General features: G+C 34.9%; 11 protein-coding genes. 10 read left to right on the top strand and 1 reads right to left on the bottom strand.

Annotated elements, in window-relative coordinates:
• The first annotated feature begins 109 nt into the window (after positions 1-109).
• The 4 genes from mnmG (at position 110) to UMM65_RS05490 (ending at position 6,831) form a co-directional block, all read left to right on the top strand.
• On the top strand, positions 110-1,981 hold the full coding sequence (mnmG, locus tag UMM65_RS05475; protein WP_321975588.1) for a tRNA uridine-5-carboxymethylaminomethyl(34) synthesis enzyme MnmG: 1,872 nt from the start codon (positions 110-112) through the stop codon (positions 1,979-1,981).
• A 161-nt stretch (positions 1,982-2,142) separates the two neighbouring features.
• Positions 2,143-3,048, top strand: coding sequence for a class I SAM-dependent methyltransferase (locus UMM65_RS05480; RefSeq protein ID WP_321975480.1), 906 nt, complete (start codon positions 2,143-2,145; stop codon positions 3,046-3,048).
• Between the two features lie 221 nt (positions 3,049-3,269).
• Positions 3,270-3,791, top strand: coding sequence for an OmpH/Skp family outer membrane protein (locus UMM65_RS05485; protein WP_321975481.1), 522 nt, complete (start codon positions 3,270-3,272; stop codon positions 3,789-3,791).
• A gap of 142 nt (positions 3,792-3,933) precedes the next feature.
• The gene (locus tag UMM65_RS05490; protein WP_321975482.1) at positions 3,934-6,831 is read left to right on the top strand and encodes an OmpA family protein; all 2,898 of its coding nucleotides are present in this window, start codon (positions 3,934-3,936) and stop codon (positions 6,829-6,831) included.
• Here the strand turns inward: UMM65_RS05490 and UMM65_RS05495 are convergent.
• Positions 6,823-7,230: a DoxX family protein gene (locus UMM65_RS05495; RefSeq protein ID WP_321975483.1), complete on the bottom strand. Its 408-nt coding sequence runs from the start codon at positions 7,228-7,230 to the stop codon at positions 6,823-6,825. The two genes, UMM65_RS05490 and UMM65_RS05495, sit on opposite strands and share 9 nt — an antisense overlap.
• A 233-nt stretch (positions 7,231-7,463) precedes the next feature.
• On the opposite strand from UMM65_RS05495, the gene UMM65_RS05500 reads away from it, so the two are divergent.
• The 6 genes from UMM65_RS05500 (at position 7,464) to porZ (ending at position 20,665) form a co-directional block, all read left to right on the top strand.
• A complete protein-coding gene (locus tag UMM65_RS05500) occupies positions 7,464-13,043 on the top strand; it encodes an MG2 domain-containing protein (RefSeq protein ID WP_321975484.1) in 5,580 nt (1,859 codons plus the stop codon).
• 130 nt (positions 13,044-13,173) lie between these two features.
• Positions 13,174-15,525 (top strand): penicillin-binding protein 1C, encoded by a 2,352-nt coding sequence (gene pbpC, locus UMM65_RS05505; protein WP_321975485.1) that lies wholly within the window; start codon positions 13,174-13,176, stop codon positions 15,523-15,525.
• 66 nt (positions 15,526-15,591) lie between these two features.
• Entirely contained in the window at positions 15,592-16,323 is a 732-nt protein-coding gene (locus tag UMM65_RS05510; protein WP_321975486.1) for a LytR/AlgR family response regulator transcription factor, read from the top strand.
• 50 nt (positions 16,324-16,373) lie between these two features.
• Positions 16,374-17,708 (top strand): sensor histidine kinase, encoded by a 1,335-nt coding sequence (locus UMM65_RS05515; RefSeq protein WP_321975487.1) that lies wholly within the window; start codon positions 16,374-16,376, stop codon positions 17,706-17,708.
• A 188-nt stretch (positions 17,709-17,896) separates the two neighbouring features.
• On the top strand, positions 17,897-18,139 hold the full coding sequence (locus UMM65_RS05520; protein ID WP_321975488.1) for a hypothetical protein: 243 nt from the start codon (positions 17,897-17,899) through the stop codon (positions 18,137-18,139).
• 189 nt (positions 18,140-18,328) lie between these two features.
• The gene (porZ, locus tag UMM65_RS05525; RefSeq protein ID WP_321975489.1) at positions 18,329-20,665 is read left to right on the top strand and encodes a type IX secretion system anionic LPS delivery protein PorZ; all 2,337 of its coding nucleotides are present in this window, start codon (positions 18,329-18,331) and stop codon (positions 20,663-20,665) included.
• The last annotated feature ends 11 nt before the right edge of the window (positions 20,666-20,676 follow it).

A 20,676-nucleotide genomic window follows, 5' to 3' on the forward strand; every position in this document is an offset into this window, starting at 1 on the left:
CATCGGGAATCTCATTAACTAGTAAAAACACATAATTAATTCTAGATTAGACTATAATGTTCCACGTGAAACATTAAAAAGAAATAAGACTTTAAATCGGATAATGAGTATTTTTCAAGACATATATGATGTAATTGTAGTTGGTGGTGGACATGCTGGTAGTGAGGCGGCAGCCGCTAGTGCCAATATGGGTGCTAAAACCTTACTGATTACAATGAGTTTACAGAATATTGCCCAGATGAGTTGTAATCCTGCTATGGGTGGAATTGCTAAAGGACAGATTGTACGAGAGATTGATGCTTTAGGTGGATATAGCGGAATAGTTTCTGATAAGTCAGCAATTCAGTTTAAGATGTTGAACAAATCTAAAGGGCCTGCAATGTGGAGCCCAAGAGTTCAAAGTGATAGAATGCGTTTTGCCGAAGAGTGGAGAAATATGTTGGAGCAAACCGAAAATTTAGATTTTTTCCAAGATATGGTCAATGGATTGATTATTGAAAATGGAAAAATAACAGGTGTAAAAACGGGTTTGGGTTTGACTATAAAAGGTAAATCCGTAATCTTAACTGCAGGTACTTTTTTAAATGGATTGATTCATATTGGAGATAAGAATTTTGGTGGAGGTAGAGCGGGTGAAAAAGCATCAACAGGAATAACAGAAGATTTGGTTAAACTTGGTTTTGAATCTGGAAGAATGAAAACTGGAACACCACCGAGAGTTGATGGCCGTTCGTTGGACTATTCTAAAATGATAGAACAGCCTGGAGATGAAAAACCTGAAAAATTTTCGTATACAAATCTAACAGAGCCACTTACCAAGCAACGCTCATGTCACATGACTTATACGAGTCAAGAAGTTCACGACTTGTTACGAACTGGTTTCGATAGGTCGCCAATGTTCAATGGCAGAATACAAAGTATTGGTCCAAGGTATTGTCCTTCTATTGAAGATAAAATAGACAGATTCGCAACAAAAGATAGACATCAAATGTTTATTGAGCCTGAAGGATGGAATACGGTTGAGGTTTATGTCAATGGTTTTTCAACTTCATTACCGGAAGATGTTCAAGTAAAGGCACTAAGAAAAGTAGGAGGCTTTGAGCATGTAAAGTTTTTCCGTTTCGGTTATGCTATTGAATACGATTACTTTCCTCCAACACAGTTAAAGCATACACTAGAAACAAAATTGGTTGAAAATTTATATTTCGCTGGACAAATAAACGGAACTACCGGTTATGAAGAGGCAGGTTCACAGGGGCTTATGGCGGGTATAAATGCGGCCTTAAAAACTCAAGAAAGGGAACCATTTATTTTAAAAAGAAGTGAGGCCTATATAGGAGTCTTAATCGATGATTTGATTACAAAAGGTACCGAGGAGCCCTACAGAATGTTTACATCGAGAGCCGAATATAGAACATTACTTAGGCAAGATAATGCTGATTTAAGACTAACACCGATGTCTTATGAAATGGGATTGGCCTCTAAAGAACGATTAGAGCGTGTACATGAAAAACAAGAGAAAACGGATGCTTTTGTGGCTTACTTAAAGGAAACAAGTATTAGTCATAAGGATGTGAATCCTATTTTGACAGCTAAAGGTACCGCAGAGGTTGATCAATCTATGAAAATGATTAAGTTAGCGTCACGACCTCAATTGAGTTTCGATGATGTACGTCAGTTCCCTGGTGTGAACGACTTTATAATTGATAATAAAATTGATGATGAAATAATTGAGCAGACGGATATTCATGTCAAATATGCAGGCTACATTGAAAAAGAAAAAAACAATGCTGATAAGTTAAATCGGTTAGAAAATATCATTATTCCCCCCAATTTTAATTATCACAAACTGAAATCATTGTCTTATGAAGCTCGTGAAAAGTTGACAAAAATAAAACCAACAAGCATATCACAAGCAAGTAGAATTTCTGGTGTTAAACCAAGTGATGTTTCTGTATTGTTGGTGTATATGGGGAGGTAGGGAAAAGCCTCCCCTAGCCCCTCCTCAGGGAGGGGAACTTGGAATGCCGACCTGACAGGTTTTTCGCTGTCCACCGAAGATTTAGCGTAGTATGAAAAAAACCTGTCAGGTCTAAACTCCAACAAAAATTCAAACGTACACTTTAAAATATATAGTTCCACGTGAAACAAATAGTAAAATCCCCAATTGATAATAATAAATTAGAACCATATATTTCATGTAAAGACTATACCGTTTCACGTGAAACGTTTTTAATTTTTATCGATAATGAATCCGAGTTATTAATTACAACGCCACAACCAAACGAAGAAGATTTAGGAAAGTATTACGAAAGTGATGAATACATTTCACATTCGGACACTAAGAAATCTGTAGTTGACAAACTGTACCATTGGGTTAGGAACTACACCGTAAAGAAAAAAGTAAAACTCATAAATTCTTTTAATTCTCAGGACAAAATGATATTGGATATTGGAGCGGGGACTGGAGATTTTTTAGCAGCATGTAAAAATGACGGATGGAAAGTTACCGGAGTAGAACCAAATGAAAAAGCCAGGGAAATTGTAAATTGCAAATTATCAAACCTATCTGCCGACAGGCAAGATTCCAACTTTCAAATTCATGATGATTTGGAAAAATTGAATTCAAAAACTTTTGACGTCATCACCATGTGGCATGTGTTAGAACATGTTCCTAATCTGAACGAATATGTTTCCAATCTAAAATCACTTTTAAAACCAAACGGAACTTTAATCATTGCCGTTCCAAATTTTAAAAGTTACGATGCCAACTATTATAAAGAATTTTGGGCAGCTTATGATGTGCCGAGACACTTATGGCATTTTTCTAAAAAATCAATTTCAGAGTTGTTCGCTCAGGAAAAAATGAAAGTCGAAAAAGTATTGCCGATGAAATTTGATTCGTTTTACGTTAGCCTCCTTTCCGAAAAATATAAATTTGGCAAATCAAATATGTTAAGGGCGTTTTGGATAGGATTAAAATCAAACCTGAAAGCAAAATCATCAAAAGAGTACTCTTCGCACATTTATATCATCAAAAATCAATAATTTGCCATTTTAAAGCGTTTTGAGCGATTAGAAAGTACATTTAAAGGAAATCCATTGAAACAACTTAGAAAACCCTTAGAACAACGCTATATTTAACACAATGTTTATAAGTATGAATTATCATTAGTTGAAAAACCATCAATATAATTTATAATATGATTTTAAGATATAGAGCAATGTTATTTTTATATATTTGCCGAAATTTTAATCAAGATAATAAAATGAAGAATTTAGTAATTATAGCTGTAGTAGCATTCGGTTTAATGTCATGCCAAGAATCGGTAAAAATTGCTTACGTTGACGTAGAAGAAATTATGAAAGAGTACAAAGGCACCAAAGATACCGAAGCAACTATGAAAGTAAAATCAGATAAATTAAAATCTGAATTGGATAGTTTAATTGGTAATTGGCAAAATAAAGCAAAAGTATATCAAGATAATGCCCAAAAGATGTCTGCCAATGCAAGAGCAGAAAGAGAACAAGCATTGATGCAAGAACAACAACAAATAAATCAACGCCAACAGGCCATTCAGCAACAAGTACAAGCTGAAGGGCAGGAAAGTTTAGAATCACTATCTAAAGAAATAAATGATTTTGTTAAAACTTATGCCAAAGAAAAGGGTTATAATTTTGTGTTGGGTACTACCGGAAGCAATGGAACGGTTATGTACGGCGAAGAAAAAGCAGATATTACAGATGATGTTTTAGTTCAATTAAATAAATCTTACAAGAACAAAGAATAGTCTAAAAAACATACTGACAATCAATAAGTTAAGCCCGATTCAATTTTGAATCGGGCTTTTTAATGTTAATAAGTTGTTGATAACAAATACTTAAATAAAAAAACTATCGTTATGAATAGGCTAACACAACTTAGATTTAGTAATGAGGAAATTTATATTATTAACAATATTATGTTGTTTTTGCGTATCGGCTTTTGCACAAACCGCTGAGAGCAAATATTTGATAAAATATTTAGAAACCAATACTGCCCAGCCAGACTATGGCGTAACTTTTTTAAGCGATAATCAGTTTATCTATAAATCACCCAACACAGAAAAAATAAACACCAATAGTGAAAAACTGTCGGAATCTAATTTATTTTTGGCTACGGTTGGTGCCGAAGGAGATATTATCGATAAAAAACAAATACAAGGATTGCCCACAAATAAAATTACCAAAACCGGTGCAGCTTACAGCCCCGATTTAAAAACAGTTTATTTTTCTGCTAAAAAATATAGAAAAAAACCAAAACGAAAAGATAAAGAACAATTGTTCAAAGCGGCTGTTGATGATGACGGAAGTTGGACCAACATTGAAAAATTACCTTTTTCCAATGATAAATATTCTTTTGGAGAGCCATCCTTAAGTAACGATGGTAGAGAACTTTACTTTACTTCGGATATGCCCGGAACTTTAGGGGGTGCGGATATTTTTAGAGTTGCTATAACTGATGATGGTAGTTTTGGAGAACCTAAAAATTTGGGAAATAGAATTAACACTTCGGGTAACGAGGTTACACCATATATAACAAAAGACTTTAAACTATACTTTTCTTCTAACAATCACAAAGATGGATTAGGAAATTTAGATGTGTATTGTATTGATCTCAAAAACCCAATTGCTAAACCAGTTCATTTGGATGCACCTATTAATAGTGCAAATGACGACTTTGCTTTTATTATAAGTAAAAATGACGACAGAGGGTACTTTTCCTCAAACAGGTTGCAAGGTCAAAATAATCATGATATTTATTCATTCTTGGTAGAAAAGGTAAAAGAAGATGGACCGTGTGTTCAAGCAATTACGGGTGTGGTTAAAGATAATGGGACCAAACAAATAATTAAAGATGCCATTATTTCCCTTTTTGATAAAGATAACAAAGAGTTAGAACAAATTAAAACCGATGCCGAAGGAAAATACGCTTTAACACTAGATTGCAATCAAACCTATACACTTAAAGCAGAAGCAGATAATTACAATACTGAAGACCATATTGTAAATACGGCAAATTATTTAGAAGCACCTACCTTGGAGGCCAATAAATTCTTGATTAAAAAATCAGCTGAAGAAATTGAGGCCGAAGAAACGCTTATCGCTGAAGCGGATGATGTCAAAAATGCGGAAGAAGTTATAGAAGATAAAGAAGAAATAAAACAAATTGACGAAGTTGAAGAAGCTGTAACTCGAACGGAGTCCGCTATTGAAGAAGATGAAGCCGCAATCAGTCCTGTTTACTTTGCTTTTGATAGGTCAGACATTACAGCTAAAGCAGCTAGAGAATTAGATAAATTGACTAAGATCTTGAAGAACAACAAGACGATTCATGTTGAACTGTCTTCTTATACCGATTCAAGAGGTAGCAGTGCCTATAACTTAAAATTATCAGAACGCAGAGCTAAAGCGTCTTTAGAATACCTGGTGTCTCAAGGCATTGATAGAAGCAGAATCAAAGCCAAAGGTTATGGAGAAAGTAAAATGGTGAATAAATGTATAGACGGTATTGAATGTAGTGAGGCAGCCCACGAAAAGAATAGAAGAACGGAATTTGCATTTATCAATCCACAAGCTGCAACTGAAAATTTCGATAATAATCCTGTAAACGCTGTATCAGAAACTACCAAAGTTCAAGACGCACAACCGGAAAAAAATATAGCTCAAACATCAAGCTATTCTGAAGCAGTTGAGACCGAAAATGCTTATGATACCAAAACGGAAGAAGCATCCGAAACTGAAAATTCAGAAATTGGAGAATCAGCCGAAGTGGTAAAAAGTACAGTAGAAAGTTCAAAAAATGAATTGGTCCAAACTGAAAAGTTGAAAGAGAATCAAACATCTATTTCAGCTAAAGATAAGAAGCAAAAAACCGAAGAGGTAAAGACAGAAGAAGCTCCAAAAAAATCAACTTTAACATCAAATAAAAATGAGGTTGCAACATCATCCTTAATCGAAACTAATCAACCTATCGAAGAAGAAGAAACTTTAAGCGAAGAGGCAAAATGGTTAAATAAAGAAATAGAAAAAAGCAATCAAGAAAATAACAAAACAGAGGTTGATAAGAAAGAAGCCTCCAAAAATCAATTGATTGAACCTATTACTGAAGCAAGTCAACAAAAAGTTTCAAAAAAAGAAACAGTACAATTAGGACAAAATAATAACTCAGATTACGATAATTTGGTCAATACTGCAGTAGCAGAAGAAAAAAGAGAGAGCAAATTCAATTTTGAACAAGCGAAAAATCAAGAGAATAATAATTCGAAAGAAACAGATCCGAACAAATTATTGGCAGAACTAAAAGCAAAAAGTGCTTCATCACAAACATCTGATACTAATACTAAAGTAAAGGTTGAAGAGAAGACGCAAAACAATAAACAACCCGCCGTTAAAGAAGAAGCTATTATTAGCACTAAGCAAGTAAGTGTAAAAGCAATGCAGAGTAAAAGGGGAAAATATATTGAAACGGACAGGTCTAAAAAGGTAAATGCACTTCGTGTAACATTTAGGCTACAACCCAATAGTAATGCTAAAAAAGGTTACAAAGATGCTTATGTTGTTATAAAGTCACCTTCGGGCAAAACAGTTAACGAAAAAGGGGTATTTGCTTTAGCAAACGGTAAAGACCAAAGCTATACGGATCAGACAACCGTTTACTATAACAACCAAAGTTTAAAAGCGGTAATGTTTATTGATAAAATAGTACACAAATTTACCAAGGGCGTTTATACTGTTAATATTTTTATTGATGGAGTGGATGTAGGCGAAAATATTCTGACTTTATCTTAATATATACACTCCAAAAACGGTAACCATAAAATACACTACTATGGTCATTGCCCCAGCATAATCTTTAGCTACACGTTGCCCAAATAACAACATCAACAATATTTTTGAGGCAATAACCGCCGCTAAAAAACCTAGGGCAGTACTTCCAGATACGTATATTTGAACAATTCCTATAATACTCAAAAACCCCACTATAACCTCTCCAATTAAGATAATCAATAGTAATAAGGGCACACTGTTTCTTAAAAACGTTTTACCAAAGTGCTCTTTTAAAAACGATAAATTTCCGTTCCAATCTGTTATTTTATCTACGCCAGATTGTAAAAAAGTAATGGCTATAAAAACCAATATAAGTAGCTGAGGGGCGAATTTAATGCCAGTATTGTATAGGTTTTCCATGGTTAATGTTTTTTCAAAGATAGGAAAATAAGTATTCACTTGGCAGTTGGCAGTCTTCAGTCAAAGTTGTACTGCCTACTGGAGACTGTGGACTGCAGACTGAACCTACCCCATTTTCGGGGATGCCTAAACCCCTACTTCACGTGTATTTAACCATACAATAATCATCTAATTTTGTGGTTATATAATAATATCGTTGTGCGAACGCGGTATGGTAATCTAACCCTATCAAAATGAAGACTTTCAACCGAATTTTTACCATGTTTGTATTGGTAATTGTAGTAATTTCATGTAAAAAAAAGAATCCACAAGAAGATACCGATAACCTTTTTAAATTTAAGGATTATATATATTATACTACTTCTGGAGTGGTTTCCATAACGGAATCCATTCAAATAGGATTGGCTAAAGAAGTGGAAGGCTGGGAGCCCGACAAAGAAATTTCGGAAGATGTAATCTCTATTTCGCCATCTATAAAAGGGAAAGTAACCGCTCTAAATTCGCGGACCTTTGTTTTCAATCCTGAAGAAAATTTAAAACCAGATACCGAATATACGGTTACGGTAAACTTATCGGAATTGTATTTAAACCTTCCTTCAGAATTTGCAGCATATACCTTTAAGTTTAAAACCATTCAGCCAAACTTTGCCCTAAACACAAATAATCTACAATCATATAGTAAAGAATGGCAATATATTGAAGGTGTTTTACGCTCTGCGGATATTATTCCGTTAGAAACCGTTGAAAAATTGGTTTCAGTTTCACAAAATGGTAAAGCTTTAACTGTAAAATGGTTACCGGTTTCACAAAATTCATCTGTTTATCAATTTAAAATCGACAGTATTCATCGTTTAAAAGATGATTCTGAAATCGAGATTAAATGGTCAGGTAAAAAGTTTGGAATTGACAATGAAGGCGAGGCAAAAAGAACCATCCCAGGGATTAGTAATTTTTCCATTGTAAATGTAGATGTGGTTCAATCACCGGAACAACATTTATCCCTAAATTTTTCTGATCCCATAAAAAAACAACAAAATTTTAAAGGTTTGGTAACCATTGCCGGATCTAGTAACCTAAAGTATGTTGTTGATGGAAATGTATTAAAAGTATATCCTGAAGCACGTTTAAAAGGTAATGTACAAGTGGATGTTTTTACAGGGATTACCAATGTTTATGGTTTTAAGTTCAAGAAAAAATTCTCTGAACAAATCGCTTTTGAAGAGTTAAAACCAGCGGTTAGATTAATTAGTAATGGTATTATTTTACCAGATTCAAAAAATTTACAATTGAATTTTGAAGCGGTAAATTTAAAAGCAGTTGATGTACGTGTTATCAAAATTTTTGAGAACAACATTTTACAATTTTTACAAGAAGAAAACCTCAACGGAATTAATTCTTATAGTGTTAGGCGTGTGGGTCGTCGTGTGGCAAAAAAGACCATGACGTTGATAAATTCTGATATTGAAAATGATAGTAAATGGAAAACCTATGCGGTAGATCTTTCAAAAATGATAAAAGCCGATCCTGGTGCTATTTACAGAATTGAGTTGAGTTTTACTCAAGAATATGCATTAAATACTTGTGATGGAAGCCAATTGGTCACTAACGTAGAAACTGAAGATTACGAAGAATATTTCGAAGAAGGGGAAAATTATGACGACAGCAGTCTAGACGAAGATGAACTCGAAGATCGCGAAGAGCAGTATTGGGATAACCTGATTTATAGCTATAAAAATTATAGATATTATAATTGGGAAGATAGGGAAAACCCTTGTAAAGAAGCCTATTATTTCAATGAAAATAATATTGCTACGACCAATATAATGGCAACCAATTTAGGTGTTATTGCAAAAAAAGGAGAGAACAAATCCTATCATTTTGCGGTTACCGATATTTTGACAACCAACCCTATTTCTGGAGCAAAAGTTGTGTTGTACAATTTTCAACAACAAGAATTGGGCACCGTTAATACAGACAGCCAAGGTTTTGCTCTTTACAACTCTGATAAAAATGCCCATTTTGCGGTGGTTTCACATTCGGGACAAAAAACTTATCTCAAGTTAAATGACGGATATTCATTGTCCTTAAGTAAGTTTGACGTTTCTGGAATGCAATTGCAAAAAGGCCTAAAAGGCTATATCTATGGCGAACGTGGTGTTTGGAGACCTGGAGATAGTATCCACCTGACTTTTGTGCTGAACGATAACGCTAATAAACTTCCAGAAAATCATCCAGTAAAGCTGGAAATTACAGATCCACACGGAAAATTAACTCATAAATTAATAGATACCGATGGGAAAAATGGCTTCCATAAATTTACCGTTGTAACGGATGAAACTTCGGCTACAGGAAATTGGAATGCTAAAATAAGCGTTGGTGGTGCCAATTTCTATAAAGGACTAAAAGTAGAAACCGTTAAACCAAACCGTTTAAAAATTGCAATTGATTTTGAAGATGAAATTTTAACTGCCAATAAACCTATTGACGGAAAACTGTCCGTTAAATGGCTTCACGGTGCAGATGCCAAGAACTTAAAAGCGGATGTAAAGGCAAAATTTACTACAACATCAACAGCTTTTGACAAGTATCCAAATTATGTGTTTGCTGATCCAACCAGAAGTTTTACACCTGAAGAAATCACCGTTTTTGATGGAAAACTAGATGCTGAAGGAAATGCTAATTTGACCAAAAAATTAAGTTTCAATAGCAAAGCACCAGGAATGTTAAAAGCTTCATTCTTAACGAGGGCCTTTGAAAACGGCGGCGATTTCTCCATTGATGTTATTTCCAAGAATTTTGCACCTTATGATGCTTTTGTAGGCTTACAATCGCCTGAGGCAAAAGCGTATGGTTCATATTTTACGGATGAAGATGTAGCTTTTGATGTGGTTACGGTTAACAATCAAGGAAATCCTATAGCCAGAAAAGGTGTAGAAATAAAAGTTTATAAAGTAGAATGGCGTTGGTGGTGGAATTCGTCTTATGACGACTTAGCTTCTTATGTTGGAAGTCAATATCACAAACCTGTACTATCACAGGTTCTTAATACCTCAGCCAATGGAAAAGGTACTTTTAAAGTTAATGTCTCTGACGAAGAAGGTGGACGATACCTAATCCGTGTGTACGACCCAGAAAGTGGTCATGCTACTGGTAGAACAGCCTATTTCTACAAAGATTGGTGGAAAAGACCTGCGGGTAGCGATGCGTCTGGAGCTACAATGCTCGTATTTTCATCCGATAAGGAAGATTATAATGTTGGCGAAAAGGCCAAAATCACTTTCCCATCGGGAACAGTTGGTAGAGCATTAATCAGTATAGAAAATGGCACGGAAGTAATCGATCAACGTTGGATTAAAACCCAAAAAGGAGAAACAACTACAGAAATTGCCATCACTAAAGAAATGGCACCAAACGTATTTGTAAATATTTCGTTATTGCAACCGCACGCCTCAACGGCAAGTGATCTGCCAATAAGGATGTACGGTGTTATCCCGTTGATGGTTAAAGACCCAAATACTATTTTAGAACCTCAAATTTCAATGCCCAAAGTATTGAAACCAGAAGCAAAGTTTACCGTAAAAGTGAGCGAAAAACAAGGTAAACCTATGACTTATACTTTAGCAGTTGTGGATGACGGTTTATTGGATTTAACGAGATTTAAAACCCCAAATGCTTGGGATGATTTCTATGCCAAAGAAGCCCTTGGCGTAAAAACATGGGATATTTTTGACTACGTAATCGGTGCGTATGGCGGAACAATTGCTCAAATTTTCGCTATTGGTGGTGATGAAGATGCGGGGCCAAAAAAACCTAAAAAGGCCAACAGATTTAAACCGGTAGTAACTTATTTAGGTCCATTTACCTTGGATAAAGGCAAAACAGCATCACATGAAATCTTGATGTCCAAATACATCGGTTCGGTCAGAACCATGGTTATTGCAGGTGACAACAACAAAGAAGCATACGGAAGTGCAAGTGAAACAACACCGGTTCGTAAACCGTTAATGGTATTGTCTTCTTTACCAAGGAAACTTAGTCCAGGTGAAAAAGTAACACTTCCTGTTACTGTTTTTGCGATGGAAAATAAGATAAAAAACGCAAAAATAAGTTTAAAATTGAGCAAAGGAATTTCGATTGTTGGCCAACAGACCCAATCACTTTCTTTCGCTAAGCCCGATGAAAAAATGGTGTATTTTGAATTGGATGTCAGTAAGGCACAGGGCATCGGAACTATTGAAGTTTTGGCTTCAGGTAATGGAGAAAAATCATCATACAAAGTGGAGATTGATGTGGTGAATCCGAATCCTGTAAGTTCAAAATCAATACAAGTGATTTTAGAGCCCAACACATCTCAAACCATTGATTTTAATACATTTGGAGTACCTGGAACTAGCTTTGCACAGGTAGAATTTTCTACGTTGCCACCTATGGATTTTACAGGTAGAATGCAGTATCTGATTCGCTATCCACATGGTTGTGTAGAGCAGGTTACTTCTAGTGGTTTTCCACAATTGTATTTGGCGGATATATTAGATTTGACTTTTGATAAAAAGCAGGAAATCGATAAAAACGTTAAGAAAACAGTTGAAAAATTAGGGCAATATCAAACACCAAGTGGTGGATTAAGCTACTGGAGAGGTCAAAATACCGCTGATGATTGGGGTACAAGTTACGCAGGTCATTTTATGCTCGAAGCACAGAAAAAAGGCTATGTAATGCCGTTGACTTTTATGAATAATTGGATAAAATACCAACAAGAAGCGGCCAGAAATTGGAGAGCCAGCTATAAACGTTACAATACAGATTTAGCTCAGGCATATCGTTTATACACTTTAGCGTTGGCCGGTCATGCAGATTTGGCTTCAATGAACAGATTACGCGAGTTTAACGAACTTTCGAACGATGCCAAATGGCGATTGGCAGCAGCTTACGCCTTGGCGGGACAAAAAGAAGTAGCAAAAAAAATCGCCCAAACCGCAAATATTCATTTTGAATCTAGAAGCTATGATTATTACACCTACGGTTCAACGAATAGAAACAGGGCTATGGCTATGGAAACGATGTTGTTGACAGACAATCCGAAATCACGCGAAATGTCTGAATATCTGGCTAAAGAATTATCTTCCGACAGATGGATGAGCACACAAACTACAGCATACAGTTTATTGGCGATGGCTAAAATGGTAGAAATAGGTGGCGGTAAAGACTTAAATGTTGAGTTTAGCAATAATGGAGGAAAAGCCGATGCAATCAATACTAAAAAGTCTATCGCCCAGAGAAAATTAACGATAACTGATGGCGGAAATAGCCTAAAAGTGACCAATAAAAAGGCAAATACGGTTTATGTTACCATCTTGAATTCTGGAATACTACCTCTAGGTGAAGAATTAGTAGAAAAACGTAATTTAAGCGTACAAGTGGTTTATAAAGACAGCGAAGGAAAACGTATGGATGTTACAAACCTAGTCCAAGGCACCGATTTTACGGCAACGGTAACCGTAAGCAATTTAAAGCACGAATTTGTCTCAAATATCGCATTAACACAGATTTTCCCATCAGGATGGGAAATTATTAATACACGCTTTACCGATTATGGAAACTCTACGACAAGTCAAGCCAATTTTACTGACATCAGGGACGATAGGGTCAATTTCTATTTTGATTTGGACAAACAAAAATCAAAAACATTTACGGTTCAATTAAATGCATCGTATTTAGGCAAGTATTATTTACCGGGAATACAGGCAGAAGCCATGTACGATAACGATTACTTCGTTCGCGATAAAGGGCAATGGATTACGGTAACCAAGTAGGGGAAAATCGCATCCGCTTGTTGTTGTGTGAAATAAAATTATAATAAACCTGCAAGGTCTTAACCTGTCCGCCCGCTGGCGGAAGACCCTGTAGGTTTTTGCTATTCCATTCAGAAATTGAAAACCGTTAATGAACAAAATAATAACTCTAATAAAAACTCATAAAATAAAGAGTATCGTATTCGCTATACTCTTGATTTGGTATTATTTTTCATTACCCAAACAATTGTTTTCCGAACCTACTTCTACTGTTATAGAAAGCATTGACGGACAATTATTGGGAGCCCAAATTGCCACAGATGGGCAATGGCGTTTTCCGCACTCGGATAGCATTCCCGCTAAGTTTTCTGCATCGATAATTGCTTTTGAAGATGCTTATTTTTATAAACATCCAGGATTTAATCCCGTTTCTATTGCAAAAGCTTTTTGGCAAAACATTAAATCTGGTAGTGTAAAACGCGGTGGAAGTACCTTAACCCAGCAAGTTATTCGCTTATCCCGCAAAGGTCAAGGTAGAACTTATTTTGAAAAGTTTATAGAAATAATTCTGTCAACCCGACTGGAATTCCGCCATAGTAAAAATGATATTTTAGGCTTGTACGCCGCAAATGCCCCTTTTGGAGGCAATGTTGTAGGTCTAGATGTTGCCGCTTGGCGATATTTTGGTAGAAACCCACATAACTTATCTTGGGCAGAAAGTGCTACCTTGGCGGTATTGCCCAATGCACCAAGTCTGATTTATCCTGGTAAAAATCAACAACGATTATTAGAAAAACGCAACAGATTATTAAAAAAACTGTTTGAAGAAGAAACCATAGATGATTTGACTTATGAGTTGGCAATTCAAGAAAAATTACCGCAAAAACCATATCCACTGCCCAAAATTGCATCACATTTATTACAAGCTGTTAACAAGGAACATACTGGAAAAAGAATAAAAACATCTGTAAGTAAAGCCTTACAGCAACGCATAAACACCATAGTAAAAAACAACTACAACACGCTACAACAAAATCAGATTTATAATATTGGAGTTTTGGTGTTGGATGTAAAAACAAGAAAAGTACTGGCTTATGTAGGCAATTCGCCTACCGATATTGAACATCAAAAGGATGTAGATGTTATAGATAAACCCAGAAGTACAGGCAGTATTTTAAAACCGTTTTTATATGCCGCCATGTTGGATGCCGGTGAAATTTTACCGAACACTCTAGTGGCTGATATTCCTACTCAAATAGCGAGTTATAATCCCAAAAACTTTGATTTGGAATATGACGGTGCTGTTCCCGCAAGTAGAGCTTTGTCAAGGTCTTTAAATGTTCCTGCAGTTAGAATGCTTCAAGATTTCGGTTTGGACAGATTCCATCATTATGTTAAGGAATTAGGCTTAACCGATATTAAATACAATGCCAATCATTACGGATTGTCATTAATTTTAGGTGGTGCTGAAAGCAATTTATGGGATTTATGCAAAAGCTACGCAGCCATGTCTTCTACCATTAATCACTATCAAGAAACTAGTGGTAAATATTATACCAACGAGTTTGTAAACCCCACATACTTAGCGGAAGATGAGGTTGATTTCGGGAAATTATCTACCGAAAAAACCATTTTTGATGCAGGATCGATTTATATGACGTATCAATCGTTAAAAGAAGTAAATAGACCGGAAGGCGAAGAAAATTGGGAATTCTTTGATTCCTCAAAAGAAATTGCTTGGAAAACGGGTACCAGCTTTGGATTTAGAGATGCTTGGGCCATTGGTTCTACTAAAGATTATGTAGTTGGTGTTTGGGTAGGCAATGCTGATGGTGAAGGCAGACCTGGCCTAGTTGGAGTTTCAACTGCTGCACCAATTTTGTTTGATGTGTTTGATGTACTGCCCAAAAGTGACTGGTTTAAAGAGCCTTTTGATGAGATGGAAAAAATTCCCGTATGCTCCAAAAGTGGTTACAGAGCTTCAGAAATTTGTGAACAAAAAGATTCGGTTTTCGTACAACGAGCTGGACTAAAAACCAAGGCTTGTCCCTACCATTTATGGGTACATTTAGACGAAAGCAAACAGTATCAGGTAAACTCTTCGTGTTATCCTATAAACAAAATGGAACATACCTCTTGGTTTGTTTTACCCCCATTAGAGGCTTTTTATTATCAGCGTAAAAACCCAACTTATAAAACTTTACCATCTTTTTTATCAAGCTGTTTGTCCAATAGCAAAGCGGTAATGGACTTTATTTACCCTAAAGAATCCGTCAAGGTTTTTCTACCAAAAGATTTTGACGAAAATACCAATCAGTTGGTTTTTAGGTTGGCTCATAACGTACCTGATATTAAAATTTTTTGGTATTTAAATGAGCATTACATTGGTACAACACAAACTTTTCATGAATTGGCTTTGAGTCCAAAACCTGGTAAACATATTGTCACGGTTGTAGATGAATTGGGAAATGAAATTAAACGCGTTATTGAAATTACGGATTAAAGTCTTGTGTAAAATACTGAAAATGTAGTATCTTGCCCTTTAATAACTCTAATGCAACCCCTTACCATGTTAAAGACAGTACTTGTTGATGACGAAATCAATGCACTTGAAGCTTTAGAATGGAAGCTTAACCGTTATGTGGATGAAATGGAAATCATCAAATGTAACAACCCTAAAGAAGCCATAAACACTATTGAAAGAGAAAAGCCCGATTTGGTTTTTTTGGATATTGAAATGCCTGAAATGGATGGTTTTTCCCTTTTGCATGAATTATCTTACACTAAATTCGATCTTATTTTTACAACAGCTCATGACGAGTTTGCCTTAAAAGCAATTAAAGTTTCGGCTATTGATTATTTATTAAAGCCCGTGGATAAAGATGAATTGATAACGGCGGTTGAAAAAGTGAAAACTTCTAGAAAAGAAAATGTGCTAGAAGACAAACTACAATCGTTATTTAACAACATAAAGGCAAATAACGATAAAATCAGCATTGCAGCGGATGGAACAATTTCTTTGTTGGAAAGAGATGATATTGTAATGTTAAAAGCCGATAAAAGCTATACTACGGTACATTTAAAAGACAAAAGAAAATTGTTGGTTACCAAAACCTTAAAAGAAGTGGAAAAAAAGTTTAATTACCCTGAATTTTTTAGGGTTCATGCTTCTTATTTGGTAAATATGAATCATGTAAAAGAATTTTCTAAAAGAGATGGCGATGTTTTAAAACTAATAAACGAATTAGAGGCCTCCGTTAGTAGAAATAAGAAAAATGAATTATTGGAAAGATTTTTTTAAGGATTTTCTGATAATTGAAATTTTAAGCACCTGTAATTAACCATTTACCTATGCTATTTGACTTAAGTTCTGAAATATACGCATGGATAAGAGGGGGTCTATTGTTTGCAGCTTTATATAGCCTACTATTTTACATTTTAAATAAAAGAAAGCAATACCTCTATTACAGCTTATTTTTACTTTGTTTTTTTCTTTACTACATAAAAAATGTAATCGGTGATAAACTCGAATTTATTTATGATTATATAAATTACCCCTTATTACTTCTGGGATTGGCATCTTACATAGCTTTTGGAAGGGACATTTTAGAAACAAAAAAGAAAATCCCAGAATGGGATCAGCTCATAGTTTTGGCTATGCGTTTTACTTTTTTGATTGCTTTCGTTTTTATTGCCATTGAAATATTTTTAGGGAGTAGTTATCAAGAAAAGGCATTTATCTTCTTAATGCCCATTATTGCTGTGTTTTCTGTACTTACTTATTTTGTGCTCACTAAAATAGAAGGGAGGCATGTCACTTATTTTATTATTGGGTCTGTATCTTATTTAACCTTGGCTATTGTAAGCTATTTATTAAAAATGGCCTTTGATAATAGCTACTTCGAGAATATTGGTTTTAACCCAAAGTTGTTGATGTATTTAGGGGCCGTGATCGAATTGATAATGACAACATCGTTAATTGCCCATAAATTTAATCTTTTCGAGAAGAATAAAATAAAAATGGAGAACGAGTTAATTAGCAAATCCAAAGAAATGGCTGATTTAAAAATGACGGTTCTACAAACACAAATGGATCCGCACTTTTTGTATAATTCGTTAAACTCAATCAACAATTTTGTGTTGCAGCACGATAAAGAAAAGGCTTCTGATTATATTACAAAATTCTCAAGATTAATACGTGAAGTATTGAAAAATTCTACGAATTTAACCATACCCTTAGAAGATGATTTGGGAATTTTAGGATTGTATATTAAACTTGAACAAATGCGTATGATTGGAGGTTTTGACTATATTGTAACTATAGATGAAAATATAAATTTAAGAGATATTCAAGTACCACCATTATTTATGCAGCCTTATATTGAAAATGCCATTTGGCACGGATTTAATACCAAAAAAGATTATAAGCGGATTAATCTATCCATTTATGACGAAGATGATAATATTCGTTGCGAAATCATTGATAACGGTGTAGGTATAAAAGAATCCGAAGCCAACGATGCTAAATATAAATCCAACAGAAAACCTTTTGGTTTAAAAGCGTCTGAAGATAGAATTAAGCTGTTACATGAAAACCAAAAAGTGTATGTAATTATTGAAGATATTTCAGATTACAAAGAAACAGGTACTAAGGTTACCATTAAATTTCCAAAGAAGATACTATAAAGAACTTTGTGAGTTAAATCTACCCTTTTTTGGGGATAACTTTTTTCTAATATTGGATACTAACCTTACCATTTATTGGCAAAATCTTACCATTTATTAAACTTTTCTGGACATTTATTGATTTTAATCTTAATGAATTAAAACAAAATGTACATTTGAATAGTATTTTGCAACTACTTAAAAACCCAATGTCTATAACCTCGTTTTCTAAACCATCAGATGCTGATGTACTGAAAAATATTGAAGTCAACAGAAAGTTCTTAGATTTTGTGGGCAAAGGAATCGTTTTACAGAACACAGACGAAACGCGATATATTAGGACTATAAAAGTAATAATAAATGATGAGGAAGTGTTGCAAAATGTAGTGTATGTAAAATCAGGGATAAACTGGTTGTTCAAAAAAACAGAAACAGTTTTAATCAATTCTTAACATAAAAATATTACTAATTCGAATTCGGGAAAATTACTATGAAAAGGAATAATTTAGAGTTGTTCCCCTAAAACCTCAAAAACCCATTTATTTGAGGTTTTTTTATGTCATATTTTCAAAATTCTAATCGATTAAATTAGTTTTTGCTTTAGTTATTATTTGAATATCTTTGGCAGAAATCTATTATTGATGATAAAGAAAAATATTTTTCTATTTACGCTAATGTTTGCCGTATTCGGTCGGGCACAAACCGATTTTAGTGCCAATTGGGAAGATTTTTATTCTTACAATAATGTAAAAGATTTTATAAAAACAGGGTCGAAAGTTTATGCAGTAACGGATAACGCCGTTTTTATTTATGATGAAATAAGTCAAGAAACTGAAAAACTTTCGTCTGTTCAAGGGTTGTCAGGAGAGGCCACATCTAGCATTTATTACAGCGAGGCATATGAAAAACTAGTTATTGGTTACCAAAACGGACTCTTGGAAATAATTGACGAAAAAGGTAAAATTACATTGGCCAATGATATTCAACGCTTGAGCATTACTGGGGAAAAAGCTATTAATCACATTACTGAACATGGCGATAAACTATATTTTTCCACACCTTTTGCTGTTGTGGTTTATGATATTGAAAAACTAGAATATCAAGACACTTATTTTATTGGTAATAATTCATCAACAGTTAACATTAACCAAATTGCCATTTTTAACGATTTGATATATGCCGCTACAGAGAACGGAATTTATACCGCCGATGTTAACAGCAATAGTTTGATCGATTTCAATAATTGGCAACAACCACAAGGCGATTTTGTTGGCGATTTTAAAACCATTACCGTTTTTAACGATCAACTTTTCACTTCAAGATTTAGCGGTTTGTATAAAGTAAATGGCACTAGTTTACAGTTTATTAATTTTTTAGCGGATAACATTTTACAGTTAAAAGCATCTGAAAATTACCTAACGGCAACAACCCGTAAATCTGCTTATGTTTACAATAATGCCTTATCACAACAGGTAATTACCAATACAACACCAGAACATGATTATGTTTTACAGTCCGCCTATGCAGAGGGTAATTCTATATATTTGGGCACTTCTGAATTTGGTATTTTACATCGAAGTTTTTCAAATGGTTTTGAGCATACCGAAATCCACCCACAAGGACCCATTTCAAACGATATATTTTCCATAACTGCTGAGAACAATCATATTTGGGTGGTTTACGGAGGTTACGACGCCGCTTTTACCCCTTTACAAAGTGAGCGTGCTATCAGTCATTTTAATACCACCGACTGGATTAATATTCCATACGGTAAAATTGATCCAGTAAGGGATTTAGTGCATGTTACTCTTGACCCTGAAAACCCGGAGAAGGCATATATCAGTTCATTTGGGCAGAACGATACAAACCATCCCGATGCTACGGGAGGCATGTTGGTGGTTGAAAATAATGAGGTTATTGCTTTTTGGAACCATACCAATAGTGGTTTAGAAGATTTGGCACCAAATAATCCAAACTACAGCAGTGTTAGAATCAATGGCTCAGCTTTTGATAATAGAGGCAATTTTTGGATTAGCAATTCATGGGTTAACAATAAATTAAAAAAATTAAGTCCTGAAGGTACCTGGAGTTCTTTTGATTTGAGTTCTATTTTCACAAATGTAGCATTAGGTTTGACCGAATTGGTTATTGACCGTTCAGGGAACATTTGGATAGGATCTCGACGGAATGGAGCATTGGTTTATAACGAATCCGGTGATAGAAAAAGGGCCTTGGTTACAGAAGCCACTAAAGGTTCTTTGCCCGATCCTAATGTAAGATCTTTGGCAGTCGATAGAAATAATAGAATTTGGATTGGTACCAAAAAAGGTCTGGTAGTATTTTCAAATGCTGGAGGTGTTTTTGACGATGCTATTTATGATGCCTCTCCGGTTATTATTGAAGATGACGGCATTGCCAAAAAATTATTGGGAGATCAACCCGTAAGTTCCATCGCTATAGACGGAGCCGACAATAAATGGTTCGGTACGGATACGGGCGGTGTGCTGGCTACCAATCCGTCAGGACAAGAAACATTGTTTAATTTTAATGAGAGCAATTCACCTTTACCATCCAATAAAATTATTAAAATCAAAGTCGATAACAGCAACGGTAAAGTGTTTTTTGCAACTGATAAAGGGTTAGTTGCTTTTAATAATAATGTTGCCCCTTTCGGGGATGGATTGGGCGAAGTATATGCCTATCCGAATCCTGTAAAGAAAGAACATGCTTTTGTTACTATTGACGGCAGAAACGGCACACATTTGCCACGTGGCACAAACGTAAAAATACTGGATGCTTCAGGGCGATTGGTTCATGAAACCAATGTAATCGAAGGTCAAGAATTAAAAGGGGGAAAGGTAATTTGGGATAAAACCAATTTGGCAGGTAGAAAAGTAGCTTCGGGGGTTTACGTTGTGCTGTTAACAATTCCTGACAAGTCCGAAACCTCTATTACCAAAATAGCCATAATCAATTAAATTGGTATAAT

This window comes from Aureibaculum koreense, assembly GCF_034296135.1.
Classification (GTDB): Bacteria; Bacteroidota; Bacteroidia; order Flavobacteriales; family Flavobacteriaceae; genus Aureibaculum.